Genomic DNA, 24,508 nt, shown 5'->3' with positions numbered 1-24,508 from the left:
TCCTTAATTTGTGGCTATTAAATAATGTGTTTGGAACAAGACAATTTTATAGAAGATTTAAAAAACGGTAAGCAATCTGCTTACGGCAAATTACTAGACGATTTTCAGCAAAAAGTATTCGCCACTTGCATCTCGTTTGTGCCTAATAAAGAAGATGCTGAAGATATTGCTCAAGATGTTTTTGTGGAAGTGTTTAATTCTATTTCTAAATTTAAAGGAGATTCTAAACTTTCTACCTGGATTTACCGAATAACCACCAATAAGTGTTTAGAGTTTATTAGAAAGAAAAGCACTAAAAAAAGGTTTGGCTTTTTACAATCTATTATGGGGAATGAGATACCCTTTGATAAAACTAACTATTTTACCGAAATGAACCACCCTGGTGTATTATTAGAAAATAAGGAGAAAAGTGAAACCTTGTTTAAAGCTATTAATAAGCTACCCGAGGCACAAAAGGTCGTTTTCACACTTTGTAAAGTGGATGGTAAAAGTTATGATGAGGTAAGCGAAATTACAGAAAAAAGTATCTCGTCCATTGAATCTTTAATGTTTCGAGCCAAGAAAAATTTACAAGATTTATTAGGCGGTTTTTATAAAAATGAAAATTAACGCAAGTTTTTAAAAGTTATTGCATCTAAAGATAAAGAATGGATAAAAATACAGATATGCGAAATAAGATAGATGAGGCTTTCGACGCTTTTGATGCTATTCAAGAAGTGAAAGTATCTCCTTTTTTTAAGGATAAAACAATGAATCGATTGTTTGCAGAAAAGGAGGTACAGCAAACTACTTGGTCTTGGTTTACGCCACAATTGCAGTTGGCAACCTTGCTATGTTTTATTGTTCTAAATGTTTTTGCTTTTAGACAATACAATTCGAATACCTATAATTCGAATGTTACTGAGTTTGCAGAAAGTTATGGGCTTAAAACAACAGAAGCCACAACCAGTTTATTTAATTAAGAAAGTGTAATTGACATGAATAAAAATTTAATCTTATATGTTTTTCTTGTTTTTCTAATTGTAGCAAATGGGTTTTTCTTGTTTAATTACTTGGGAGGTCCCAACAGACCTTCTACAGGAGAAGGAGACAGGAATCCAGAAGTTTTTATAGTTAAAGAATTGGGATTTAACGAAACCCAAATGCAGGAGTTTGATAAGTTAAGTAAAGCACACCATAAAGCGATACGTGCTGTTTTAGGCGGAACCAAAGGTTTAAAAGATGACTTATTTAAGCAAATAAATATAGATGTTGTTTCGGCTGAAAAGGTAGATTCACTAGTTAACTTAATTGGTGAGCAGGAACGTCAGATGGAGTATCTTAAATTCACACATTTAAGAGGTATTCAGCAAATTTGTAATGAAAAACAAAAGGAACGTTTTAAAGCTATTGTGAACGATGCATTGCGCAAAGGTGGTATGGGTGGACACCAAAACGGACCGCCACCGCCTCCTAGACCTTAATTAATATTAAAAAAGACTCTCAAATTTTGAGGGTCTTTTTTTTTTTGGGAATTATTTAACAAAAGCCAACACAAGTTTTTAAAACAGAAGACATCTAAAATATCAAACACTTAAAAAATATACATTATGAAACGTAACAAATTAAGCATTGCACTTTTGGTTTTTGGATTCACAGTAATCGCATCAACGTCGGCATTTGCACAATCTTCTAACAATAAAGAAAAAGGAAAGAAACCTCCAACAGTAGAAGAACTTTTTAAACAAATGGATGCCGATGAAGATGGTAAACTATCCTTAAAGGAAATAAAAGGCCCATTAAAAGATGATTTTAAAAAGATTGACACCAATGAAGATGGCTTTTTATCAAAAGAAGAATTGGAAAAAGCACCTAAACCAAAAGGAGAGAGACCATCAAATGGTAAACAATAAAATATAGCCTGTAGTTATGATAAACACTATTAAATATAATGCAGTAAGCATTTCGAGGGCCTTAGGTTTTATTTTAGTAACGGCCTTTATGGTGGCTTGTAGCTCAAATAATGATTCAACTTTAGAAATAGAAGAATCTGCAGAAGGAAACACGGAAGTTGTAATTGATGACCTTGATTTTGCCCCAACAGATTGGACAAGTGAAACACATAGTAAAGATACAGATCCTAACTTTGATGAAGTATTTGATGATACTGCAGTAAAAAGGTTTGATTTTGTTATTTCAAAAGAAAACTGGAGTGCAATGCTGGCAAATATGACTTCCCTTTATGGAACTTTTGGTAGATCAAATGGCGGTGGTTTTTCTGATGAAGACCCCATGATGGTGCCTGCTGAAGTTTTCTACAATGGAAAACAATGGTATAAAGTGGGGGTGCGTTTTAAAGGGAACTCGAGTTTATCAAGTACTTGGCAAAGTGGTATACTTAAATTGGCCTTTAAAATAGATTTTGACGAGTATGAAGATGATTATCCGCAAATAAAAAACCAACGCTTTTACGGCTTCAAAAAATTTAGTCTTAAAAATAATTACGACGATAAGTCGATGCTACGCGAAAAAGTGGCTGGCGATGTATTTAGAAATGCAGGCTTAGCTGGTTCACATACGGCATTTTATACACTTTATGTAGATCATGGAGAGGGGCCTGTTTATTTTGGACTTTATACCCTAACTGAAGAAGTGGACGACACTGTTATTGATACTCAGTTTTCTAGTGATAAAGGTAATTTGTATAAGCCAGATGGTGACGCAGCTAGTTTTGCGAATGGTACTTTTGATACAGATGAATTAGTGAAGAAAACAAACGAAGATGATGCAGATTGGAGCGATGTTAATAGTTTATTAACTGCGTTGCACGACGGTACTAGAACCACAGACGCAACCACTTGGAGAACAAATTTAGAGTCTGTTTTTGATACCGATACCTTTCTGAAATATTTGGCAGTCAATACCGTTATTCAAAATTGGGACACTTATGGCCGAATGACACATAATTACTATTTGTACAACAGTCCAGATACTAATAAGTTAACTTGGATTCCTTGGGATAATAATGAAGCATTGCAAACAGGTAAACAAGGTGGGGCATTGGCATTAGATTTTTCAGATTTAAACGCTACACAATGGCCGTTAATTGGGTATTTATATCAAGATGCTGTTTATAAAGCGAAGTATGATACCTATGTTCAAGAAGTAGTAAATGGACCATTTAACATGAACACGATGCAATCGCTCTATACAACCTATGCAACACTTATAGAGCCTTATGCAACTTCAGAAATATCTGGGTATACCTTCTTAAAAACGAGTTCAGATTTTCAAAGTGCCATCAGTACACTTAAAACTCATGTAAGTAGTAGAACAACGGCTGTGAATAATTATTTAAAATAAATTACCGACTTACCACAAGTTTTTATTTTAAAAGCCATCTAAAGGATTATAACACTTAACAAATAAAAAATATAATGAAAAATTTATTAAAATTATCAATCATCGCGACTTTACTAGTTTTTGCTTTTGTAGCATGTTCTAACGGTGATTCTGAAACAGAAATAGAAGAGGAAGCTGTAACAGAACTTCACGCAGCCTATTCTGCATTTAATACAGATGCCGTAACAATTTACTTATCTGGGTCAAATGTCGTTATCGAAACAACGGGTTTACCTAACCACACAAGTGTTTATTGGGGGGAAGGACATAGTTTATATATGGCAGAACCAACAGTAGATGTTACTCCAAGTATCATGTCTAGTAATAATAACGCGACAACTATGACGGTAGATGCAACTCCGAATTTATCTGGAAGCACCGTTGCAACAGCATTAAATACTATTGGTATTTCTGTAAGTGGCGCTTCCATATTTAATGATCAAGAAGGTAATGGTGCATTAAGTCAAGCGGCTGCTAGTTTAGACTGGACGGGTGCACACATTGGTCCTGGAGTATATCATTATCATTTAGAGCCAAAAGCATTTTCAGATGATGATTCAAATTTAGTAGGTGTTTTAAAAGATGGTGTGTTTCTTTATGGTAGAAAATGTAGTTCTACAGGAGCGTATCCAACCGATTTAGATGCTTCAGGTGGTCATACAACTGCTACCCAATATACAGATGGCGAAGCAGAATATCATTATCATATTATTAATGAAATTTATTCTACCACAGGGTCTTACATCGCATTTGCAGGTCCATATAGAGGTTACTAATGAATACACTTATAAAATCTTTCTTAATGCTATTGTTTGTGGCTTGTTTTACTAATTGTAAACAAGCCTCAAATAATGCATCTTCAAATGGTGGTGTTGTTTTCGATGAAAATACTTCTATTGTTATAGACTCCATGGAGGTGGCTAAAAGTCAACTGGTTTTAAATCAGTTGGAAGGAACCTGGTATTTTAACAGCAAACCTTATAATGGGTATTCGTTAAAATTTTATGCCAATGGAGGCTTAGAAGAAAGATTGGGTTTTTATGAAGGAAAAAGACAGGGTATCGCTAAGCGATGGTCTGAAAGTGGCGTGCTTAGAGTTGAGTCTTACTACCATCAAAATAAATTGGTAGGCGATTATAAATCTTGGTGGGAAAATGGCGTGCTAGCAGAAGCGTCTTTTTATGAAAACGGATTAAAGCAAGGTGAAGAAAAGCAATGGTATGATAGCGGCCAATTATCAAAATTGCGCCGTTTGGTAGATGGAAATGAAAACGGCATGCAACAAGCTTGGTTAAAAAACGGCACCTTGTATATTAATTATGAAGCTAAAAACGGTCGTGTTTTTGGTTTATTACGGTCTAACTTATGTTATCAATTAGAAAATGAAGTGGTTATTAAAAATTAAAAGTTTCTATTGGGTTTTTACTTTAGTATTAATACTCGTTGTTGGGTGTAAAAGCGAAGTGAAGAAAGAACCAAGTGTGGAAGCAGAGACAAGTAGGGTAGAGTCTTTACCGTTTTATAACGATGAGTCTTTTACACCGCATTGGTTAATACCAAATAGTAAGGAAGAAAAAGAGTTTCATAAAATCCCCGATTTTAAATTAACAAATCAGTTAGGGGAAACGGTGACTCAAAACTCCTTCGATAATAAAATATATATTACCGACTTCTTTTTTGCGAGTTGTCCAGGTATTTGTCCGCAAATGACGGGCAATATGTTTAAACTTCAAGAAGAATTTAAAGAGGATGCGGAAGTTTTGTTTTTGTCGCATACCGTAACGCCAACCAGAGATTCTGTGCCAGTTCTAAAAACTTACGCAGAAAACAATGGTGTAATAGATGGAAAATGGCATTTAGTAACTGGTGATAAAACTGAAATTTACGATTTAGGCCGAAACCAATATTTTGTTGAAAACGATTTAGGCACTCCAAAAGATATTAATGATTTTTTACATTCTGAAAATTTCTTACTCATTGATAAAAATAAACACATAAGAGGTATTTATAATGGATTGAATAGAGCGTCTATGGCGCAACTAGTTACCGATGTAATAGCGCTGAAAAAAGAAATTTGAGTTAGTCGATTCGATTTTTACCAGAAAGGCTCCATGTTTTTACATGAAGCTTTTCTATTTTTATACCAAATTGTAAATTATGAAACAGCTTTGTCTTTTAATGCTATGTGCTCTTTGTTTAGTTTCCTGCGGAAAAAAGGAGGAATTTAAACCTAGACATATTGTAAATGTTGAAATAGAAACACTTTTGCAAGATTCGTTACTAAGCATTCGGGCTTTAGAATTGTTGAATGATGGCAGTTTAGCTTTTGCGGCCAATAATGGTGCTTTCGGGCTTTATAACCCTTTAAAAGATAGTTGGGTGACTTCTGTGCAGGAATTAGATAGTCTTAAACTACATTTTAGGGCTGTAGCGCATACAGCTACCGATTTCTTTATGTTAAGTATTGAAAGTCCTGCGGTTTTATATAAAACCAGTGATACAGGTAATATGGAGATAGTGTATCAAGAAAATCATCCCAAAGCCTTTTATGATGCCATGCGTTTTTGGAATAATCAAGAGGGTATTGCAATAGGTGATCCTACGAATGGTTGCATAAGTATTATCATTACCAGAAATGGTGGTGAAACGTGGTCGAAACTTTTTTGTGATAAATTGCCCAGCGCTATAGAGGGTGAAGCAGCCTTTGCTGCGAGCAATTCAAATATAGCCATAGTAGGCGATCGTACTTGGGTAGCTACAGGAGGGAAAGCAAGTAGAATTTTATACTCGCCAGATAAAGGAGATACTTGGCAAGTATTCGAAACGCCTATAGTTCAAGGAGTAGAAACCACAGGGATTTATTCTATAGATTTTTATGATGCATTAAATGGTTTTGCTATAGGTGGTGATTATACCCAGCCGGAAGCTAATTCAGCAAATAAGATACGAACTACTAATGGTGGAAAAACATGGGAGCTAGTAGCACAAAACGAAAACCCGGGTTATAGAAGTTGTGTGCAATACATACCAAATAGAGCAGGGAAGGAGCTAGTTGCGGTAGGTTTTCAAGGAATTGATTATAGTAATGATTCTGGAGCCTCTTGGAAGCATATAAGTGATGAAAGTTTTTATACCATTCGGTTTTTAAATGATAGTATAGCCTACGCTGCAGGAGCTGGTAAAATTTCAAAACTTAGTTTTAAGGAATAAAAAAAGAGGCATTTTAAATGCCTCTTTTTAAATTTTTTAATGGGTTTGCCTTTTTAGTGATGACCTCTTTTTTTATATTCATCAAACATTTTACGTTTAAAATCGTCTTCAATTTTATGGAGAAGAATTATTTTTTTTGCTGAAATGACTTTTGCTAAGTTTGTGAAAAACTCATTTTCAAGATCTTGCCTTTTGTTATCTTTATAGCGGTTTTCTTTTAAAATTTGTTGCGCCTTTTCTTCCGTTAAGGTTTCAAAATCAATTTTTTTTCTAGCTTCATAGGCTTCTGATCTTAATTTTGAATTTTCATCTTCAAAATTATTATAAATAGGCCAGAATTTCTGAGCTTCTTTTTCGCTTAAATTTAATTTTTCGGTGATGTAGGCAATTTTTAATGTCTTTATCTTATCTCTATTCGATTGTGCAACCGTTAATAGCGAAAAACTTAATATAAATAGTAGGCTTGTAAGTGTTTTCATTTTCTTTTAGTTTGTAATGATATCTTCAATTTCTATGTGGTCAAATACATAATCCTCTAAGTTTTTAGAACTATAACCATCTTGTATTAATCGAACGTCTAATAAATCTTCTGAAGTAAACAGGGAAGCAAATTCGTTTAGTTCTAAATCTTCATTTAAAATATAATTTTCGATACTTGCCGTTTCTATATTTTCAATAGCAACAGGTGTTGTGTTGGTGAAAAACAGGTTGATAGTTAAAATTAAACTAGCAGCTACTGCCACAGCATAGGCCGCTTTGCGCCATGTAACTAATTTTACTACTTTGGTTTCTTTCTGTGGTTTAACAGTGTTAATTATTTTGTCTTCTAGAGAATCGAAATAATTTTCGGGTACTTTATAACCAGGGTCGGATGCCAATTCCTTAAGTTTTACTTCACTTAGAATTCCAGCTTCTAGCGATGCAAAATAATCTTTAGGAACTTTAAATCCGGTAGATTTTATATTATGTATATTATTTTTTTTCATTGTACTGATAAGACTCCATATTTTTATAATGGTTTAATCTTGAGTTAAATAAGTTTCAATTTTTTTTACTGCAATGTGGTATGAAGCTTTTAGGGCGCCTTCGCTTGTTTCTAGTATATTAGACATTTCAGAATATTTTAATTCCTGAAAATACTTCATGTTAAATACTAGTTGTTGTTTTTGTGGTAATCTAGCAATAGCATGTTGTAATTTAAGTTGAATAGCATCCCCTTCAAAATACACGTCGGATGTTAAATTGTTTAGGGCTGATGTTTGCAGCTCTTCACTGGTAATTTGTAACTTCTTTGCATTTTGGTTAATAAATGTAATAGATTCATTGGTTGCAATACGATACATCCAAGAGAATATTTTACTATCACCTTTAAACTTATGTATGTTTTTGTAAACTTTAATGAATGTGTTTTGTAGCACGTCGTCTGTATCGTCGTGAGACTTTACAATGTGGCGAATGTGCCAATATAACCGCTCCTTGTAAAGCGTTATTAAGGCTCTAAAGGCTTGTTCTTTGTGTGTTTCAGATTTTAATTGTTCTAATAGCTCTGTTTCTTCTATCACAAATACGCTTTACAGGTTAGACTACTAAATGTACTAAAAGTTTAAAAAGGAACTTATTTAATTTAAAACTGAAGTTTCAAATTTTTGAATTATAATTTATTGACAATCTAAAAATCGATAAAATGTAAATAAATACGATAAAACGCCGTTTTTCTTGTGTAATAGGTTTTTTTATTTTATGTTTGTTTCAGAAACCTACTTATGTTGTTAGCCGGCCCCAAATCTGACCTAACAAAAAAAAAGGATAGAAGCCCCCAAGACTCTATCCTTTTTTCTATTTATAAGGTTTTGGTATTATTCAAAACTTTGCATTTCAACAAGCTTCTGATAAACTCCTTTTTTTGCAATAAGTTCGGCATGTTTTCCTTTTTCTACAATTTCACCCTTGCTTAATACAACAATTTCATCGGCATTTTGTATGGTGGAAAGTCTGTGTGCAATCACAATAGATGTTCTGTTTTTCATCATGTTTTCTAAAGCGACCTGTACTAAACGTTCACTTTCTGTGTCGAGTGCTGAGGTTGCTTCATCTAAAACCATGATAGGAGGACTTTTTAAAACAGCGCGAGCAATGCTTAAACGTTGTTTTTGTCCGCCAGATAGTTTGTTCCCCGCATCTCCAATATTGGTTTCTATACCGTTTGGTAGCTCTTTAACAAACTCCCAAGCATTAGCTATTTTTAAAGCTTCAATAACTTCCTCATCGGTAGCATTATCTTTTCCTAGTTTTAAATTATTTTTAATGCTATCATTAAATAGAATGGCATCTTGTGTTACAATACCCAATTGTTGTCTAAGAGATTTTGTCGATAAATCACGAATATCCATACCATCAATTAAAATGCTTCCTTTATTCACATCGTAAAAACGAGTTATTAAATTGGCTATGGTCGATTTTCCACTACCAGATTGACCAACCAAAGCCACTGTTTTTCCTTTAGGGATGGTTAATGAAAAGTCTTTTAAAACATATTCTTTTTCATATTTAAAAGAGATATTGTTAAATACAATTTCTGAGTCGAAACCAGTTTTGGTAATAGCGTCTTTTTTATCTTTTAAAGGGTTTGGTGTGTCAATAATTTCCTGAATACGTTCTGCAGCAGCATCACCCTGTTTGATGTTGTAAAGTCCTCTTGAAATGGCTTTTGCTGGCACCATGATATTGTATGCAAGTCCCATATAGGCAATGAAAGAACTACCATCTAGTGATTCGTCTACAAGAACTAATTGTCCACCATACCAAAGTAAAATGGAAATAACCAAAATACCTAAAAATTCACTTGTAGGTGAGGCAAGGTTTTGACGGTTAAATAATTTATTAGAAAAGTGGTAAGAGCGACTTGAAGACTCTTGGAATTTATCATTAAACTTATCTTGTGCGTTAAAACCTTTTATAATACGAAGGCCTGTTAATGTTTCTTCTAATATTGACAGAATAACGCCTTGCTCTACTTGAACGCGGTCTGATTTTCGTTTTAAACTTTTACCAATTCTGGAAATGATAATCCCTGATAAAGGAATAAATACAAAAACGAACATGGTTAGTTTTAAGCTTATGATGACCATCATGATAATGGTGAAAAGAATGGTTAAGGGTTCTCTTGCAATAAGCTCTAAAACGGGTAACATCGAATATTGTAGTGTAGATATGTCACCAGTAACTCTTGACATAATATCTCCTTTCTTTTGTTCAGATAAAAAAGAAAGCGGGAGCTCTACTGTTTTTTTGTAAACTTTATTTCTTAAATCTCTTACAACACCATTTCTTAAAAAAACCATGAAGTAATTAGCTAAATAGCCAAAGATGTTTTTCAAAAGAAATAAAGCTATTATTAAACTAACCACCAAAAGTAATGCCTTTTGTGGATCGTTTTCAGCATATTGATTTACTTGATAGGCTAAATAATCTTTGTAAAAGTCTTTTAAAGAATCAATGCCTTGATAAACAGGTTTGATTATTGGTTTTATTTGATTTTTTTCAAATAAAATATCTAGCATAGGAATTAATGCCACAAACGATAATGCCCCAAATAAAGCATAAAGAATGTTTGATATAATGTGTCCTACAGCATACTTTTTATAAGGTTTCGCATACTTAAGGATATTTAAAAACTGATTCATTAATTAAGATTTGTCTGTTTATAAAACATGCTTTTATGTTACCATAAAAGCATGCAAATTTTTAACAAAGATACGGGTTATTATATTAATTTCATGTCTTTAAGAATGGCCTCGGCTTTGGCATCAAGTGCAGCTTCGGTTTTACTAAAGTCGGCAACCGAATTTAATGAAGTGTTAACACTTACATAAAATTTTATTTTTGGCTCAGTACCACTTGGTCTTAAAGCTACCTGGCTACCATCTTCTAAATAGTAAATAATAACGTTCGATTTTGGAATGTCTATAGATGAGGTTTCTCCTGTTATCAAGTTTTTTGAAGTTGATAAATCATAATCTTCAATTTTTAAAACCTTAGAACCGTTAACTATTTTGATAGGGTTTTCACGAGCATCAATCATCATTTGTGTGATTTCTTGAGCACCTTCTATACCTTTTTTAGTTAAGGAAACTAATTTTTCTTTATAGCAACCGTGTTCTACATATAGGTTTAGTAGCTCGTTATAAAAAGAACTACCGTTTGCTTTTGTTACAGCAGCTATTTCACAAGCTAATAGGGTAGAAGTAACAGCATCTTTATCGCGTACAAAATCGCCTACCATATAACCGAAACTTTCTTCGCCACCACCTATAAAATCAAGTTCTGGGAAATCTTTAATAAGTTTAGCTATCCATTTAAATCCTGTTAAAACAATTTTGCTGTCTACTTTATAAGCATCGGCAAGTTTATTTAACATGGGTGTAGAAACAATCGTAGAAGCGATAAATTCTTTTCCTTTAATTTTCCCGGCTTCTTTCCATTGTTTTAATAAGAAATCGGTCATCATTAACATGGTCTGATTTCCGTTAAGTAATTGTAATTTGTTATCAGAATTACGCACCGCAACACCTAAACGGTCGCAGTCTGGATCGGTACCAATAACAATATCTGCATTCACTTTCTCAGCCAATTCTAAAGCCATTTTTAAGGCTGCAGGTTCTTCAGGGTTTGGAGAAGCTACTGTTGGGAAATTACCATCTGGTACTTCTTGCTCTTTTACAATATGAACGTTTTTAAATCCTGCTCGCTTCAAAGTTTCTGGAACTGCTGTTATAGATGTTCCGTGAAGTGAGGTGAAAACAATAGTTAAATTGTCTTTTGCTTCTGCAGGCGTATTAAAGTTTGCATTTTTAACAGATTCATTTATAAAGGCATCATCAACTTCTTTACCTATATATTCAATAAGCGAATCGTTTGCTTCAAACTTAATATCTGAATATTTTAAATTATCAATAACATTAACAATCTCTCCATCTTGTGGCGGTACTAGTTGACCACCATCTTGCCAATATACTTTGTAACCGTTATATTCTGGTGGGTTGTGTGATGCTGTTAATACAATACCACAATGGCAATTTAAATGTTTTACTGCGAACGATAATTCTGGAGTTGCACGTAAATCTTCAAATAAATAGACCTGTATTCCGTTTGCAGAAAACACATCGGCTACCAATTTAGCAAGCGATTTACTATTGTTTCTACAATCGTAAGCAATGACTGCCTTTGGTGTTTCGTTTGGAAATGATGTGTTTAAATAGTCGCTTAAGCCTTGTGTGCTTTTACCTAATGTGTACTTATTTATACGGTTGGTGCCTACGCCCATAACACCACGCATACCACCGGTACCAAATTCTAGGTCTTTATAAAAACTTTCTTGAATGTCTTTTGGGTTGTTTGCAATGCTATTTTTTATAATAGATTGGGTTTCTGCATCAAAAGTAGGGGTTAACCAGGAGTTAATTCGATCTAAAATTTTTGGTTCAATGTGTATCATAATGTCTTAAATAATAAGTTTCAAAAGTAATAAATTGTAAGAGAATATTTTGGTAAAAGGTACTAATTTGAAGTGAAATCTTATGATATAGAATGAATTTTTCTTGTTGAATTAAAAAAAAAAGTAGAATTCACCTGTTGTGTTAAAGATTACTCATGATTTACTATTTAAAATTAATAAATATATGAGTGTGTGAAGGTGTGTTGTGTGAAAATATATATGATATTTTAATAATCCAAGAGGTCTTTTTAATTGAAAATGAGTCAGTTTTTTTTACTGTTGCCCTCATTAAGAGGCTTTTTGGTTATTACATTAATAAGTGAAAACTATGTATTGCTTTGAGTTTTGATCGTGTAATTGCTTATTCTAAATTTAAGGCTTCTTTAATGGCGTAGCGTTTTTTATCTTGTTTGGTGCGCAAAATAATTTCACCCAAAAAACCAGCGACAAAAAATTGAGTGCCAATAACCATAGTTGAAAGCGATAAATAGAATTGAGGACGCTCGGTTATAAGTCTTCCTGCTCTATTTAAAAATAACTTATCGACTCCTAAATAGAAAGCGAAGCCAAAGCCAATAGCAAACATAATGAAGCCTAAAGCACCAAATAAATGCATAGGGCGTTTGCCGAAACGTGATAAAAACCAGATGGTTATGAGGTCTAGAAAACCATTTACAAAACGATTCATGCCAAATTTGGTTTCGCCATATTTTCTGGCTTGATGTTTAACAACCTTTTCGGTAATTTTTATAAAACCAGCATTTTTAGCCAACACAGGTATGTAGCGGTGCATTTCACCATTAACATCTACGTTTTTTACAACTTCTAGTTTGTAAGCTTTTAATCCGCAGTTAAAATCATTCAGTTTTACGCCTGATGTTTTTCTGGCTGCCCAATTAAATAATTTGGACGGTAAGTTTTTTGAAATAACAGAATCGTAACGTTTCTTTTTCCAGCCAGAAACTAAATCGTGACCATCGCTTACAATCATGTTGTAAAGTTCTGGGATTTCGTCTGGATTGTCTTGTAAATCGGCATCCATGGTAATAACCACATCGCCCGAAGCTTTTTCAAAACCAGCATGTAAAGCTTGCGATTTTCCAAAGTTCTTTAAGAAACGAATGCCTTTTACATGTGCGTTTTGCGCTGCTAAATCGCTTATAGTTTGCCAAGAAGCATCGGTACTACCATCATCTATAAAAATGATTTCATACGAAAAACGATTGGTTTGCATCACTTTTGCAATCCAATCGTGTAACTCGGTTAAAGATTCTTGTTCGTTAAGTAGTGGTATGACTACTGATATGTTCATTTAAAAGCTTTCAAAAAGTTGATGCTCCAAAAATACAGAATTTATTCGGTGTCAGGTTTACTTTTTTTCATTGCAGCAGCAACTATTAATCCGATAATAGCAAAAAAGATAATACTTTGAGCTAAAGATTTTAGTTGAATACCTATTGCATATGTGTCTTGAGATTCTATATTGTCAATGCTTTCTGCAATAGCTTCAACAGGAGCGCCCATTCCTGTTAGCATATTTGTAGTGTTTTCTACAAGAATACTTTTAGCTTCCAATGCAGCATTTGTGTCAATAAAATTAAAAATGAGTATGGTAACAAATGTGCTTATCATTATTCCTATGGCTACAGTAATAAAGTATGATGAAAATGCTTCTTTAAAAGTTAAAAAACCGTTAAGCAATATTTTGGCTTTTGCAGTAGAGAAAATACCAACGGATATAATGGCTATTGGAATGATTACGAGCATTATCCAGAAATTCACTAATAAGGCTAAGTTGAAAGCGTATCCTAAAACAGTAAATAAAGATAAAGATATGCCGAGGTATAAGCCGTAGTTTATTGCTAAATCCTTTAAATTTGTGTCCATAATATTGTATTTTTGTGATTAGTTTTATAGTTAGTATTCAAAGGTAGTCATTCGTTACAATAATAATAGTAATAAAAAATGCAAAATTTATTGCAAGATTGTAAAAAATGCTTATTTTTGCACTTCCAAAATTGAAAAGAATATTAAAGCTTTAAGCGATGAAAAAAGATATACATCCAGAAAATTATAGAATTGTAGCATTTAAAGATATGTCTAACGAAGATGTGTTTTTAACTAAATCTACAGCAAATACAAATGAAACTTTAGATGTTGATGGTGTTGAGTATCCACTTATCAAGATGGAGATTTCTAGAACATCGCACCCGTTTTACACAGGTAAGTCTAAATTAATTGATACGGCTGGTCGTATTGATAAATTCAAAAACAAATACGCTAAGTTTAGTAAATAAGCTTAACAAATATATTATACAAAGCCTTCAAATTTATATTGAAGGCTTTTTTATTTTGTACAATTAGCCTACTTTTGAATTAGATAACTAGTAAGTTTAAGTTTTGGGTGAGTAACTTTAAATCTTGAATTTTTTAATTTTAAACTTCTGTATGAACTATATTCTTTTTGATGGACCTTCACGCAATAATTTATTGCCATTTACATTTACCCGTCCAGTAGCCGATATAAGAATAGGTATTTTAACCATTCGCGAGAAATGGGAAACGTTTTTAGATTCTACCACCACAACAATTACTGAAGATTATTTGTCTGATAAGTATCCTATGGTGGAAATGGATGAGAATGTGATGATAAACGCCTCGTACCTTCCTAATTTGGAATTGGTAGAGATGGTTAAAGACTTGCAAGAAAACCAAGCTATTTTTAAAGATGAAGATGTACTAGCTTTCTTTTCAAAAGATTCACAAGAAGAAGTTGATTTTGATACTTACGAAGCCATTGAGTTTGATGCCGATGTTCTTAAAGTAGAACATACTTGGGATATATTTTCAAAAAATGGTGAAGCCATTCAAGAAGATTTCAATCTATTAACTGATGGAAGAAGGTCGCAACCCATTCCGTCAAGTAATAATGTGATAGCTGCTGAAAATATTTTTATAGAAGAAGGCGCCACATTAGAATTTACAACATTAAATGCGAGTAACGGACCTATTTATATAGGTAAAGATGCCTTGATTATGGAAGGTTCCTTAATTCGTGGTCCCTTTGCTTTATGTGAAGAATCTGTTGTTAAAATGGGGTCTAAAATTTATGGGCCAACCACTATTGGGCCTTTTAGTAAAGTTGGTGGAGAAGTTAATAATTCGGTGTTGTTTGCTTATTCAAACAAAGGTCATGAGGGCTTTTTAGGGAATTCTGTTTTAGGTGAATGGTGTAATTTAGGTGCCGATACTAATAATTCAAACTTAAAAAATAATTATGCAGAAGTGCGCCTTTGGGACTATCAAACAGAAGGGTTTGCTAGAACAGGCTTGCAATTTTGCGGACTCATGATGGGTGACCACAGTAAATGTGGAATCAACACGATGTTTAATACGGGTACCGTTATAGGAGTAAGTGCTAATCTTTTTGGTAGTGGGTTTCCTAGAAATTTTGTGCCAAGTTTTAGTTGGGGCGGTAGCGCTGGTTTTACCGTTTATTTAACTAAAAAGGCTTTTGAAGTGGCAGATATTGTTATGTCGAGACGTCAAATCGAATTTACAGAACAAGATAAAGCTATTTTAGAACACGTGTTTGAAGAAACTAAAAAGTACAGACGCGAATAAAAAATCAATTTATTTAAGAGAATCGGTTTAAAATCAAATGGTTATATTTGTGTGTAACACATTGATTTTATGATGAAACTATTATGTTCCGCATGTTTTCTAATGGGGCTTTTTTTGCATGCTCAGTCCGAAAAATACACCGTTAAAAACCTGGATATGAATACCGAATATCCTCATTTCGGGCTCATGTTGGTAAGCGATTCTAAACTTATATTCACATCTTTCTTATTGGACGCTAAAGGTCGCTTGAAGCGGTTTCAAGGCAATCCTATATTGTCAATTTTAGAAGGCGAGGTGTCTGAAAATGGTGCTATTACCAATATTAAAAACATTGAAATTGCGCCTGATGAAAACATCAAGTATATCACGAGTGCAACCCTGTCTCCAGATATTAAAAAGCTTTATTTAACCACAACGACAAGTGATGATTTTAGTGAAGATAATTTTCAAATAAAAGTGGGGGAGTTTGAAGCAGGCGTTGGGTGGACTCATTTTGAAACCTTATCATTTTGCGATCCTAAATATTCCTACGCACACCCTACAATAAGTATGGACGGGAAAACGCTATATTTTACATCGAATCTTAAAGGTGGTAAAGAAACAACTAGAGGTGGCTCCGATATTTTTAAAGTTGATATTTTAGATGATAATTCCTTTAGTGAGCCTAAAAATTTAGGAAGTAAAGTGAACTCTTATAGTAAAGAAATGTTTCCTTTTGTTGCTGCGGATAATACCTTGTATTTTGCTTCTAACAGACCTAACGGGTATGGTGGTTTTGATATTTATAGAAGTAAAATGACTGCAGAAGGTGTTTTTGGAAAGGCCGAAAAACTTCCGAAGCCTATCAATAGTCCTAAAGATGATTTTAGTTTGGTTATGGATAGTGCTAATAAAACTGGTTTTCTATCATCAAAAAGAGATGGAGGAAAGGGGGCGGATGATGTGTATTATTTTTCGAAAATCTAGCTTATTAAGTAAGAAATCAGTATATTGAAGGATAAACATGAAGTTTTTTTGATGTTTATCACATTTTTCATTAGTTATTGAGTTAACGCATTGCTCCCTAGAATGATTGACCTACTAAAAGATGAAAGAAAGTTTAGCATACTTTTTTTTGCATACTTGTAATAGATATATTAGTTAAATTATATTGTTCTGCCTATCCCTATCGCTATTTCTCAAAACCACTTGTTATTATAGCGTTGTTTCTATATTATTATTTAAACAATAGAGAAATCAATAAGAAAAAGCATTTATGGCTGTGCTTAGCCTTACTTATGCTTTTTATTGGAGATATCTTAATTATAAACCATACGGAGGTTGTTTTTTTGGGAGTTAGTCTGTTTTTTTACTCCTTAGGAAAAGTGTTTTTGAGTTTTCGTTTTTCCCATAAATTCGATTTTAATATTTCTAGACTCATACCATTTTCTATCGCGATGTTTATTTATACCGTGGGTATTATAAGCTTTCTTTTTGATAGTTTGGATTTTTTTTATGTGCCTGCTCTTATTAGCTTTTTTATTACACTTTTGCTTTTTCAGTTTGCTTTTTTAAGAAAGGTAGCTGTTAATAACATCAGTTATGTGTATGTGTGCGTTGGTATTGTCTTGTATATTATGTCAGAAAGTATGATGACTATCAAAACATTTAAGCAAGATCTACCATTTCAAGATGTTTTAATCATGCTCTTTTACGGGTTGGCTCTTTATTTTATAATCGTTGGGATTGTGAAAGAGCAAAGAAGGGAGACAACTATCAATTCTTTGTAACTCGTTTTAATTCTAATAAATTAATAGGGTTAATGCCTAAGTTTTTTACATTTTTTCGGGTAAAACGTACTACTTCATCATAAAACAGCGGTACTATTGGAGCTTTTTTCATCACTAAAGAATCCATTCGGGTGTAAAGTCGTTGTCTCGCAGTCGTGTTTGTTTCAGTAAATGCTTTTTCATACCAAGTATCAAAAACCTCACTTTTAAAATGAGTATAGTTCGGTCCGTTTGGGGCGAAGTTTTTACTGTAGAAAAGTGATAAATAATTTTCTGCATCTGGGTAATCGGCAACCCAACTGGCTCTAAATAAATTCAATTTCCCATTTGCTTTGGCGTCTTTTAAAGTTGCAGCAGGAATCACATCTACTTGAACCACTAAACCGATTTTTTGAAGCTCCCGCTGAATGTATTCGCAAAAACTTAAATAATTACTCGTGGTAGTTATCGATATTTCAGGGTTTTTATTCCCAGTTTCAATTTTAAATTGATTGATTAGTTCTTTAGCTTTTTCAGGTTGAAAGGTGAAGCCAATAGACTCGTTATATCCTGGTAACCCTTTTGGGATAAAACCTCCGTTTGCAGGAATGCCCACACCGTTTCGCAAATAAATCATCATTTTTTTTCTGTCGAAACCATAATTTACTGCTTTTCTAATCAGTTCCGATTGTATTTCTGTAACATCAGAATCCATATAAAACGCCAGGTATTCGGTGTTTAAGTAGGGGCCTCGAATCATATTTACGTCTTTTGAATAGGTAGCCCGAAGTTGTCCATCGGCTGTTAAAATTTCATCTTTATAAGAAGCATCTAAACCTGAAACAAAATCGATATTCCCTTGTGCAAACTGCAAAAACTCACTTTGTTTGTCGGGTAAAAATGTAATAGAAACGGCTTCTAAATAGGGTAGTGGTTTTCCTTTTTCATCTACTTCAAAATAATGATTGTTTTTTCTGAAAACTAGTTTGATGTTCTCTTCCCAACGCTTGAATTTAAAAGGACCAGTGCCAATGGGGTGTGACCGAAAATCACTGCCATAATGTTCAATAATTTCTTTGGGAACTACCGAGCAGTATTTCATAGTCAATAAACCCAAAAAAGCAGGAAATGCTTGCTTTAATTTAATTTGGAATAGGGTATCGTTTACGGCTTTAAAGGTATCAACCTTGGCTAAAACCCAACTGCCTGGTGAAGCCACTAGAGGGTCTAATAAACGTTTTAAACTGTATTCAAAATCGCTGGCGGTAACGGTTCTTGTGGAATCGGTTCCAAATAGAATATCTTTATGAAAGTAGACATCGTTGCGCAATGAAAATGAATATGTGAGCGCATCTTCTGAAAGCATCCAGTTTTTGGCAATACAAGGCTGCACGTTTAAATTTTCATCCATTTGAACCAAGCCGTTAAACAGTTGGTTGGTGGCCCATATATCGGCAATATCTTTTGAAAATGCAGGATCTAGAGAGCCTATGTTCTTGTGTTCGTTGTATTTAAAAACTAAATGGCTATTCTTTGAAGGGGCATTGTTTCCGCAAGAAGTGGCGAGTACTATAATACAACTAATTGATAAATAGTTTGTTATTTGTTTTAAAACATGTTTTACCATATAGTTTATTAATTGTAAATTTGCAGACTTATTACGAAAGAAGGTAAATATAATGAGATTTCTACCTTCATGGAAATAGCAAAACAATAAATGAGAAAAAAAGTTGCATTTTATACACTTGGTTGTAAACTTAATTTTTCTGAAACCTCTACCATTGCGAGAGGTTTTACAGATGAAGGTTTCGATCGTGTAGATTTTTCTGAGAAAGCCGATATATATGTTATTAACACTTGTTCGGTTACCGAAAATGCAGATAAGCGTTTTAAAAGCATTGTAAAGCAAGCTCAAAAAGCAAATTCAGAAGCTTTTGTTGCTGCTGTTGGGTGTTATGCGCAGTTAAAACCACAAGAATTGGCCGATGTTAATGGTGTGGATTTGGTTTTAGGTGCTACGGAAAAATTTAAAATCACCGATTATATAAACGACCTTTCTAAAAATGATTTTGGCGAAGTGCATTCTTGCGAAATAGAGGAAGCCGATTTTTATGTTGGAAGTTATTCTATTGGCGATAGAACGCGCGCCTTTTTAAAAGTACAAGATGGTTGCGACTATAAATGCACCTATTGTACTATCCCGTTGGCACGTGGTATTTCTAGAAGTGATACGGTACAAAATGTATTGGAGAATGCGCGTGAAATTTCAGCCCAAAACATCAAAGAAATTGTTTTAACAGGTGTGAATATTGGTGATTATGGTAAAGGTGAATTTGGAAATAAGAAACACGAACACACCTTTTTAGATTTAGTAACCGAATTAGATAAAGTTGAAGGTATCGAGCGTTTGCGAATTTCTTCTATAGAACCGAATCTTTTAAAGAACGAAACCATCGATCTGGTTTCAAAATCGAGGGCTTTTGTACCTCATTTTCATATTCCTTTGCAGTCTGGAAGCAATGAAATTCTTAAAAAAATGAAACGTCGTTACATGCGTGAGTTGTATGTAGATCGTGTTTCAAAAATAAAAGAAGTGATGCCACATGCATGTATTGGAGTGGATGTTATTGTCGGTTTTCCGGGTGAAAGTGATGAGCATTTTTTAGAAACGTATAATTTTTTAACCGAATTAGAAATTTCATATTTACACGTATTTACTTATTCGGAACGGGATAATACAGAGGCTGCAGAGATGGATGGTGTAGTGCCGATGAATGTGAGAAGTAAGCGTAGCAAAATGTTACGTGGTTTATCTGTTAAAAAACGCCGTGCTTTTTATGAAAGCCAGCTAGGAAGTCGTAGAACAGTGTTGTTTGAAGGAGAAAACAAGGAAGGTTATATTTATGGTTTTACTGAAAATTATGTAAAAGTAAAGTCGCCTTGGAACCCAGAACTTGTAAACACCTTGCATGACGTCTCGCTAACAAAAATAGATGATGATGGGTTGGTCCGTTTTGATTTTGTTGAAGTGTTTTCAAACTAAAACACTAATTTAGCTACAAATCACCCGAATTATATTTCGTTTAACTTATTTATGATTGAAATTAGATCTTGTTTTGTATTATTACAAATAGTAGTGAATCATGTCCCAAATATGAATAAAATAGTACCCATGCTTTGTGTTGTCCCGTTATTATTGCTTAGTTGCTTTAATGATAGTGATGATGATTTTTCCGTTGAAGGTTCTTGGAAGCTAACGGAGTGGCAAGTTGCTGATGGATTTGATATGAATAACGACGGCGTTATAAGTGTGAATCTTTTAGATGAAATTGATTGCCAGAATGATGAAACTATGGTTTTTGAATCTACAGGCGTCGTGTCTTCAAATAAAACATTTAATCCAACGGTTGAAATAGCTTTGCAAAATGGTACTACAAATTCGTATACCTTTAATATTGCTTGCGACGATGAGGGAATTATCAGTTATGCATCAAATTATACTAAAAAAGGTGATTTAATTTTGATTAATGAAGCTGTCGCTACGGTAAATGGACGTCGTTTAACACGTGTGTTTCTTGATGCTATTAAAATATACAATGAAGATTTTACGGAAGTAGTTGCAACTAAAGACTTAACCGTAGTTTATACCAAACAATAATGTGGTTAACACAAAAAAAAATCTGAAGCTATAAACTTCAGATTTTGTATTTTTTTTGTAATCAGTAAATAAAATTAGATTCTCAAACCTACGGGTAACATACGTTTGTACTTTCTGTTGCCTCTTACAAACTTCGCTATTTCAGGACTTGTAGGAACAACACTTAAATTACGTTCTTCAATTTGTTGAAAAACGGCTGTTAAAAATTCTTTGCTAAACCCTTCGTCATTAATTTCTTCTGGGATAACAAGTTTTGTTAAAAAAATCTTTCGCTCTTGTAAAGAGTATTCAATTTTAGCTAAATGATTGTCGATTTTTAGTTCAAATTGACGTAAGAAATCATTGTCTACTAATTCTGCAACTTCAACCATGGTAAGTATTTTTTAATTTTGTAGTAAACTTAAAATAGTGAGTACTATTTTATAAATTTGTTTTGCAAAAGTACAAAAAATAATCGTTACTAAAAAGTAATGTGATTGTTAATCCCTTATGAAATAAACTGTTAGAGTTTTAAGGGATTTGGATTTTAAATGAGACCGAATGAGCGCCGAACTAATACATGTGTATTTGATGCCAGGAATGGCTGCAAGTCCTAAAATTTTTGAATATATTAAATTGCCTGAAAATCAATTTGAAATTCATTATTTAGAGTGGATGTTGCCTTTAAAAAATGAAACGATAAGTGCCTATGCTTTGCGAATGACGACGCACATAAGCCATGATCGTGTCGTGTTAATAGGCGTGTCCTTTGGTGGGGTGTTGGTTCAAGAAATGTGTAAACATATATCAGTTAGGAAACTCATTATTATTTCTAGTGTCAAGTCTGTGCAGGAATTACCAAGAAAAATGACGCTAGCCAAAACAACCAAGGCCTATAAATTACTGCCAACGCAATTGGTAAGCAATATGGAGCTTTTCACAAAGTATGCTTTTGGGAGCAATATTACCAAACGACTTGAGTTATATAAAAAATATTTGTCGGTAAATGACGCTGCTTATTTAAGTTGGGCTGTTAAAGAAATGGTTTGCTGGAATCAAGAAATAAGTAGAAAAGATATGGTTCATATTCATGGCGATTGTGATGCGGTATTTCCTATTAAAAACATTTCAGACTGTACTGTGATAAAAGGAGGAACTCATATCATGATTATCAATAAATATAAGTGGTTTAACGAAAATTTACCAAGGATAATTTTAGAGAATTAAACAAAATATTTACCTTTAAATAAAACTTTTTAAAAATGAAGATTATACAGAGAATACTGGCGTTTGTGGGGTTATTAAGTTTGTGTGCACTATTTGTTTATGCCATTCAAGATGCGCCTACCGATGCTAATTTTGAAACGAAGCTTATAAACGATTATAATGTTTACGCGCTTCAAGTACCTAGCAATTTAGATTTTGCAGGAGAACCTATGCCGCTTAAAAGTCCGGATATTTTAGAACGTATGGATAAAGAACTTTTGGTTAATACCTATTGGCAGTCTAACGGCTTGTTAATGTTTAAACGTGCCAAGAAATATTTCTCCATTATTGAGCCTATTTTGGCAAAGTATGGTGTGCCAGACGATTTTAAATATTTAGCCGTAATAGAAAGTGGATTAACAAATGCGGTGTCTCCAGCTGGGGCACGAGGCGTTTGGCAAATAATGCCTGCAACTGCACGCGAAAATGGGTTGGAGGTTAATGATAATGTGGATGAGCGTTATCATTTAGAAAAAGCTACAGAAGTAGCTTGTGAGTACTTATTGAAATCAAAAGAAAGTTTAGGGTCTTGGACTTTAGCTGCTGCTGCATATAATGCGGGTAATGCGGGGGTTTCTAGATATTTAAGAGAGCAAAATGTGAAAAATTATTATGATTTGCTATTGGGTGAAGAAACAGGCCGTTATGTGTTTAGAATTGTGGCGCTTAAAGAAATTTTAACGCATCCAGCGAAATATGGTTTTAATTTTAGAGATAAAGACTTGTATTCAAATGTGCCTACCTATAAAGTTGAAATTAATACGGAAGTTACAGATTTCACTGCCTTCGCTGAACAATATGGAATCAATTATAAAATATTGAAAATTCACAACCCTTGGTTGCGTGAGCCTAAACTTAATAATAGGTCAAGAAAAAATTACACAATAGAGATTCCTGAAAAGGGATACTATGATGTTCAATAGGGAAAAGTCCACTAATAATTTATTAAAAAGGCGTGAAACTAAGTTTTACGCCTTTTTTTATAATTGAATTTCATGCTTTTATGAAGTGGTGATTGTCTTTTTACGTTTCTTTTTTAATTTGTTCAACCAGATAATAGTACCTGTCACAGGAAGACTTGTTGCTATGAGGCAGGCTATAAAATAAATGATTTTTGATAGTGTACCAAAAATTTCACCTGTATGTATAGGGCGTATTAGTGCTGCTATTTTTATGTTTAAGGGTTTGTCTTTAAACCATTCTATAGCTAAAATACTTCCCGAAGAATCCATGTATAAGTTATCTGTTGTTACAGGCGACCAATTTTCCTCATTCGATTTTCTGAAAGTATAATAATTGTTTTTTTTATTCGGAAAAGTAACAGCGAGTTCTCCTTTATAATTTAAAGTCGTATTGGCTATTTTCAAGGCTTCATCTAGAGAAACGGGTTTGTTTTTAGCATCCAAATTAAATTCGGGCGTTGTTCTTTCAAAAATTTTAGCATTCAAAATAGTACTCAAACCTTCTCTGTAACTTTGAAACGACCAGCATAAGCCAGTAACACCCATAATTACTATGATGATGCAGGCGTAAAAACCGAGTGTGTTGTGTAAATCGTGATTAATACGTTTCCAATTGGCACCGGTTTTAATTTTTAGTCCATGCTTTATATGCTTCCATTTTAATTTCTTTGGAAACCACAAAACAATTCCTGAAACAGCAAGTAATAGAAAAATAATGGTGGCAACGCCTACTATAGGTCTACCTATAGTAGTTTCTAAAAGTAACCATCGATGTAGTTTAAACATGGTGAATAGGAATGTGTCTGTTTTTGTTTTTTCAATTTTATGAATACTTGAGGTGTAAGGGTTAACTAATATTTGAGTGCCTCGACGTTCTTTCAAATCTTTCTTTACAGAAAATAGATAAGGTTCGTTTGCTTCTACGGGTATGGTTACACCCGTAACAAAGCCATTGTTAGATTGTTTTAGTGTATTAACTAAATTTTCTAAAGGTAGTTTGTTGGATGTAGCTTCAACGATAACTTCTTCAGTAAAGTATGTTTTTATTTCATGTTCAAAAGCTAAAATGGTTCCGCTAAAGCATACTAAAAATATAATAATACCACTTGCTAAGCCTAACCATAAATGGATATCGTTAATAAATTTTCTAATGCTGAATGTTGTTTTTTTCATTAAAATAGATGTT

The 24,508-nt window shown here is 33.5% G+C and carries 27 protein-coding genes; 17 read left to right on the top strand and 10 right to left on the bottom strand.

Going from position 1 to position 24,508, the window contains the following annotated elements; genetic code table 11:
• Nucleotides 1–30: 30 nt before the first annotated feature.
• The 9 genes from Q5N74_RS00630 (at nt 31) to Q5N74_RS00590 (ending at nt 6,591) form a co-directional block, all read left to right on the top strand.
• Complete coding sequence (locus Q5N74_RS00630; RefSeq protein WP_304386729.1) at nt 31–609, top strand: RNA polymerase sigma factor; 579 nt, start codon at nt 31–33, stop codon at nt 607–609.
• A 38-nt stretch (nt 610–647) separates the two neighbouring features.
• Nucleotides 648–962, top strand: coding sequence for a hypothetical protein (locus tag Q5N74_RS00625; protein WP_304386728.1), 315 nt, complete (start codon nt 648–650; stop codon nt 960–962).
• Between the two features lie 15 nt (nt 963–977).
• Nucleotides 978–1,463, top strand: coding sequence for a hypothetical protein (locus tag Q5N74_RS00620; RefSeq protein ID WP_304386727.1), 486 nt, complete (start codon nt 978–980; stop codon nt 1,461–1,463).
• Between the two features lie 126 nt (nt 1,464–1,589).
• On the top strand, nt 1,590–1,892 hold the full coding sequence (locus Q5N74_RS00615) for an EF-hand domain-containing protein (protein ID WP_304386726.1): 303 nt from the start codon (nt 1,590–1,592) through the stop codon (nt 1,890–1,892).
• 16 nt (nt 1,893–1,908) lie between these two features.
• The gene (locus Q5N74_RS00610) at nt 1,909–3,342 is read left to right on the top strand and encodes a CotH kinase family protein (RefSeq protein ID WP_304386725.1); all 1,434 of its coding nucleotides are present in this window, start codon (nt 1,909–1,911) and stop codon (nt 3,340–3,342) included.
• A 74-nt stretch (nt 3,343–3,416) separates the two neighbouring features.
• Nucleotides 3,417–4,157 carry a YHYH protein gene (locus Q5N74_RS00605; protein ID WP_304386724.1) on the top strand — a complete coding sequence of 247 codons (741 nt, stop codon included), beginning with the start codon at nt 3,417–3,419 and terminating at the stop codon, nt 4,155–4,157.
• Nucleotides 4,157–4,786: a toxin-antitoxin system YwqK family antitoxin gene (locus tag Q5N74_RS00600; protein ID WP_304386723.1), complete on the top strand. Its 630-nt coding sequence runs from the start codon at nt 4,157–4,159 to the stop codon at nt 4,784–4,786. The genes Q5N74_RS00605 and Q5N74_RS00600 overlap by 1 nt, the downstream gene beginning before the upstream one ends.
• A complete protein-coding gene (locus tag Q5N74_RS00595) occupies nt 4,764–5,459 on the top strand; it encodes an SCO family protein (protein WP_304386722.1) in 696 nt (231 codons plus the stop codon). Before Q5N74_RS00600 ends, Q5N74_RS00595 begins: the two co-directional genes overlap by 23 nt.
• Nucleotides 5,460–5,538: 79 nt before the next feature.
• The gene (locus tag Q5N74_RS00590) at nt 5,539–6,591 is read left to right on the top strand and encodes an oxidoreductase (RefSeq protein WP_304386721.1); all 1,053 of its coding nucleotides are present in this window, start codon (nt 5,539–5,541) and stop codon (nt 6,589–6,591) included.
• A gap of 53 nt (nt 6,592–6,644) precedes the next feature.
• Here Q5N74_RS00590 and Q5N74_RS00585 read toward each other — a convergent pair whose 3' ends face one another.
• From Q5N74_RS00585 to Q5N74_RS00555, 7 genes are all read right to left on the bottom strand, one after another.
• Nucleotides 6,645–7,070, bottom strand: a complete 426-nt coding sequence (locus Q5N74_RS00585) for a hypothetical protein (RefSeq protein WP_304386720.1) — start codon at nt 7,068–7,070, stop codon at nt 6,645–6,647.
• Between the two features lie 6 nt (nt 7,071–7,076).
• Nucleotides 7,077–7,577, bottom strand: a complete 501-nt coding sequence (locus Q5N74_RS00580; protein WP_304386719.1) for a hypothetical protein — start codon at nt 7,575–7,577, stop codon at nt 7,077–7,079.
• A gap of 33 nt (nt 7,578–7,610) precedes the next feature.
• Nucleotides 7,611–8,153, bottom strand: a complete 543-nt coding sequence (locus Q5N74_RS00575; protein WP_304386718.1) for an RNA polymerase sigma factor — start codon at nt 8,151–8,153, stop codon at nt 7,611–7,613.
• 294 nt (nt 8,154–8,447) lie between these two features.
• The gene (locus tag Q5N74_RS00570) at nt 8,448–10,274 is read right to left on the bottom strand and encodes an ABC transporter ATP-binding protein (protein ID WP_304386717.1); all 1,827 of its coding nucleotides are present in this window, start codon (nt 10,272–10,274) and stop codon (nt 8,448–8,450) included.
• Between the two features lie 80 nt (nt 10,275–10,354).
• Entirely contained in the window at nt 10,355–12,085 is a 1,731-nt protein-coding gene (locus Q5N74_RS00565; RefSeq protein ID WP_304386716.1) for a phospho-sugar mutase, read from the bottom strand.
• A 361-nt stretch (nt 12,086–12,446) separates the two neighbouring features.
• Nucleotides 12,447–13,397: a glycosyltransferase family 2 protein gene (locus Q5N74_RS00560; protein ID WP_304386715.1), complete on the bottom strand. Its 951-nt coding sequence runs from the start codon at nt 13,395–13,397 to the stop codon at nt 12,447–12,449.
• Nucleotides 13,398–13,438: 41 nt separating this feature from the next.
• On the bottom strand, nt 13,439–13,972 hold the full coding sequence (locus Q5N74_RS00555; protein WP_304386714.1) for a DUF4199 domain-containing protein: 534 nt from the start codon (nt 13,970–13,972) through the stop codon (nt 13,439–13,441).
• Between the two features lie 158 nt (nt 13,973–14,130).
• Here Q5N74_RS00555 and Q5N74_RS00550 point away from each other — a divergent pair, with 158 nt between their 5' ends.
• The 4 genes from Q5N74_RS00550 to Q5N74_RS18945 all read left to right on the top strand — a co-directional run bounded on the left by Q5N74_RS00550 (nt 14,131) and on the right by Q5N74_RS18945 (nt 17,478).
• Nucleotides 14,131–14,382, top strand: a complete 252-nt coding sequence (locus Q5N74_RS00550; RefSeq protein WP_304386713.1) for a type B 50S ribosomal protein L31 — start codon at nt 14,131–14,133, stop codon at nt 14,380–14,382.
• 151 nt (nt 14,383–14,533) lie between these two features.
• Nucleotides 14,534–15,709: a GlmU family protein gene (locus Q5N74_RS00545; protein WP_304386712.1), complete on the top strand. Its 1,176-nt coding sequence runs from the start codon at nt 14,534–14,536 to the stop codon at nt 15,707–15,709.
• Nucleotides 15,710–15,865: 156 nt separating this feature from the next.
• Nucleotides 15,866–16,675, top strand: a complete 810-nt coding sequence (locus Q5N74_RS00540; protein ID WP_304386711.1) for a hypothetical protein — start codon at nt 15,866–15,868, stop codon at nt 16,673–16,675.
• Nucleotides 16,676–16,911: 236 nt separating this feature from the next.
• Nucleotides 16,912–17,478: a lysoplasmalogenase family protein gene (locus Q5N74_RS18945; RefSeq protein WP_369686009.1), complete on the top strand. Its 567-nt coding sequence runs from the start codon at nt 16,912–16,914 to the stop codon at nt 17,476–17,478.
• On the opposite strand, the gene Q5N74_RS00535 is transcribed toward Q5N74_RS18945, so the two are convergent.
• A complete protein-coding gene (locus tag Q5N74_RS00535; RefSeq protein WP_304386710.1) occupies nt 17,465–19,084 on the bottom strand; it encodes an ABC transporter substrate-binding protein in 1,620 nt (539 codons plus the stop codon). The two genes, Q5N74_RS18945 and Q5N74_RS00535, sit on opposite strands and share 14 nt — an antisense overlap.
• Nucleotides 19,085–19,174: 90 nt before the next feature.
• On the opposite strand from Q5N74_RS00535, the gene mtaB reads away from it, so the two are divergent.
• On the top strand, nt 19,175–20,500 hold the full coding sequence (mtaB, locus tag Q5N74_RS00530) for a tRNA (N(6)-L-threonylcarbamoyladenosine(37)-C(2))-methylthiotransferase MtaB (RefSeq protein WP_304386709.1): 1,326 nt from the start codon (nt 19,175–19,177) through the stop codon (nt 20,498–20,500).
• 111 nt (nt 20,501–20,611) lie between these two features.
• A complete protein-coding gene (locus Q5N74_RS00525; protein ID WP_304386708.1) occupies nt 20,612–21,115 on the top strand; it encodes a hypothetical protein in 504 nt (167 codons plus the stop codon).
• A 74-nt stretch (nt 21,116–21,189) separates the two neighbouring features.
• Here Q5N74_RS00525 and Q5N74_RS00520 read toward each other — a convergent pair whose 3' ends face one another.
• A complete protein-coding gene (locus tag Q5N74_RS00520) occupies nt 21,190–21,486 on the bottom strand; it encodes an N-acetyltransferase (protein ID WP_304386707.1) in 297 nt (98 codons plus the stop codon).
• Nucleotides 21,487–21,655: 169 nt separating this feature from the next.
• Here Q5N74_RS00520 and Q5N74_RS00515 point away from each other — a divergent pair, with 169 nt between their 5' ends.
• Nucleotides 21,656–22,321 carry an alpha/beta hydrolase gene (locus tag Q5N74_RS00515; RefSeq protein ID WP_304386706.1) on the top strand — a complete coding sequence of 222 codons (666 nt, stop codon included), beginning with the start codon at nt 21,656–21,658 and terminating at the stop codon, nt 22,319–22,321.
• Nucleotides 22,322–22,356: 35 nt separating this feature from the next.
• On the top strand, nt 22,357–23,283 hold the full coding sequence (locus Q5N74_RS00510; protein ID WP_304386705.1) for a lytic transglycosylase domain-containing protein: 927 nt from the start codon (nt 22,357–22,359) through the stop codon (nt 23,281–23,283).
• A gap of 78 nt (nt 23,284–23,361) precedes the next feature.
• Here the strand turns inward: Q5N74_RS00510 and Q5N74_RS00505 are convergent, their stop codons facing one another.
• Nucleotides 23,362–24,495: a PepSY domain-containing protein gene (locus Q5N74_RS00505; RefSeq protein WP_304386704.1), complete on the bottom strand. Its 1,134-nt coding sequence runs from the start codon at nt 24,493–24,495 to the stop codon at nt 23,362–23,364.
• Between the last annotated feature and the right edge of the window lie 13 nt (nt 24,496–24,508).

This window comes from Mariniflexile sp. AS56 (assembly GCF_030552475.1).
Classification (GTDB): Bacteria; Bacteroidota; Bacteroidia; order Flavobacteriales; family Flavobacteriaceae; genus Mariniflexile.
This window is presented reverse-complemented; position numbering and strand designations above follow the sequence as displayed.

Bases quoted from the DNA above. Each gene is read 5' to 3' on its own strand.
- Q5N74_RS00625 (WP_304386728.1), top strand. From the start codon at position 648: ATGGATAAAAATACAGATATGCGAAATAAGATAGATGAGGCTTTCGAC.
- Q5N74_RS00620 (WP_304386727.1), top strand. From the start codon at position 978: ATGAATAAAAATTTAATCTTATATGTTTTTCTTGTTTTTCTAATTGTA.
- Q5N74_RS00615 (WP_304386726.1), top strand. From the start codon at position 1,590: ATGAAACGTAACAAATTAAGCATTGCACTTTTGGTTTTTGGATTCACA.
- Q5N74_RS00610 (WP_304386725.1), top strand. From the start codon at position 1,909: ATGATAAACACTATTAAATATAATGCAGTAAGCATTTCGAGGGCCTTA.
- Q5N74_RS00605 (WP_304386724.1), top strand. From the start codon at position 3,417: ATGAAAAATTTATTAAAATTATCAATCATCGCGACTTTACTAGTTTTT.
- Q5N74_RS00600 (WP_304386723.1), top strand. From the start codon at position 4,157: ATGAATACACTTATAAAATCTTTCTTAATGCTATTGTTTGTGGCTTGT.
- Q5N74_RS00595 (WP_304386722.1), top strand. From the start codon at position 4,764: ATGAAGTGGTTATTAAAAATTAAAAGTTTCTATTGGGTTTTTACTTTA.
- Q5N74_RS00590 (WP_304386721.1), top strand. From the start codon at position 5,539: ATGAAACAGCTTTGTCTTTTAATGCTATGTGCTCTTTGTTTAGTTTCC.
- Q5N74_RS00585 (WP_304386720.1), bottom strand. From the start codon at position 7,070: ATGAAAACACTTACAAGCCTACTATTTATATTAAGTTTTTCGCTATTA.
- Q5N74_RS00580 (WP_304386719.1), bottom strand. From the start codon at position 7,577: ATGAAAAAAAATAATATACATAATATAAAATCTACCGGATTTAAAGTT.
- Q5N74_RS00570 (WP_304386717.1), bottom strand. From the start codon at position 10,274: ATGAATCAGTTTTTAAATATCCTTAAGTATGCGAAACCTTATAAAAAG.
- Q5N74_RS00565 (WP_304386716.1), bottom strand. From the start codon at position 12,085: ATGATACACATTGAACCAAAAATTTTAGATCGAATTAACTCCTGGTTA.
- Q5N74_RS00560 (WP_304386715.1), bottom strand. From the start codon at position 13,397: ATGAACATATCAGTAGTCATACCACTACTTAACGAACAAGAATCTTTA.
- Q5N74_RS00555 (WP_304386714.1), bottom strand. From the start codon at position 13,972: ATGGACACAAATTTAAAGGATTTAGCAATAAACTACGGCTTATACCTC.
- Q5N74_RS00550 (WP_304386713.1), top strand. From the start codon at position 14,131: ATGAAAAAAGATATACATCCAGAAAATTATAGAATTGTAGCATTTAAA.
- Q5N74_RS00545 (WP_304386712.1), top strand. From the start codon at position 14,534: ATGAACTATATTCTTTTTGATGGACCTTCACGCAATAATTTATTGCCA.
- Q5N74_RS00540 (WP_304386711.1), top strand. From the start codon at position 15,866: ATGAATACCGAATATCCTCATTTCGGGCTCATGTTGGTAAGCGATTCT.
- Q5N74_RS00535 (WP_304386710.1), bottom strand. From the start codon at position 19,084: ATGGTAAAACATGTTTTAAAACAAATAACAAACTATTTATCAATTAGT.
- mtaB (WP_304386709.1), top strand. From the start codon at position 19,175: ATGAGAAAAAAAGTTGCATTTTATACACTTGGTTGTAAACTTAATTTT.
- Q5N74_RS00525 (WP_304386708.1), top strand. From the start codon at position 20,612: ATGAATAAAATAGTACCCATGCTTTGTGTTGTCCCGTTATTATTGCTT.
- Q5N74_RS00520 (WP_304386707.1), bottom strand. From the start codon at position 21,486: ATGGTTGAAGTTGCAGAATTAGTAGACAATGATTTCTTACGTCAATTT.
- Q5N74_RS00515 (WP_304386706.1), top strand. From the start codon at position 21,656: ATGAGCGCCGAACTAATACATGTGTATTTGATGCCAGGAATGGCTGCA.
- Q5N74_RS00510 (WP_304386705.1), top strand. From the start codon at position 22,357: ATGAAGATTATACAGAGAATACTGGCGTTTGTGGGGTTATTAAGTTTG.
- Q5N74_RS00505 (WP_304386704.1), bottom strand. From the start codon at position 24,495: ATGAAAAAAACAACATTCAGCATTAGAAAATTTATTAACGATATCCAT.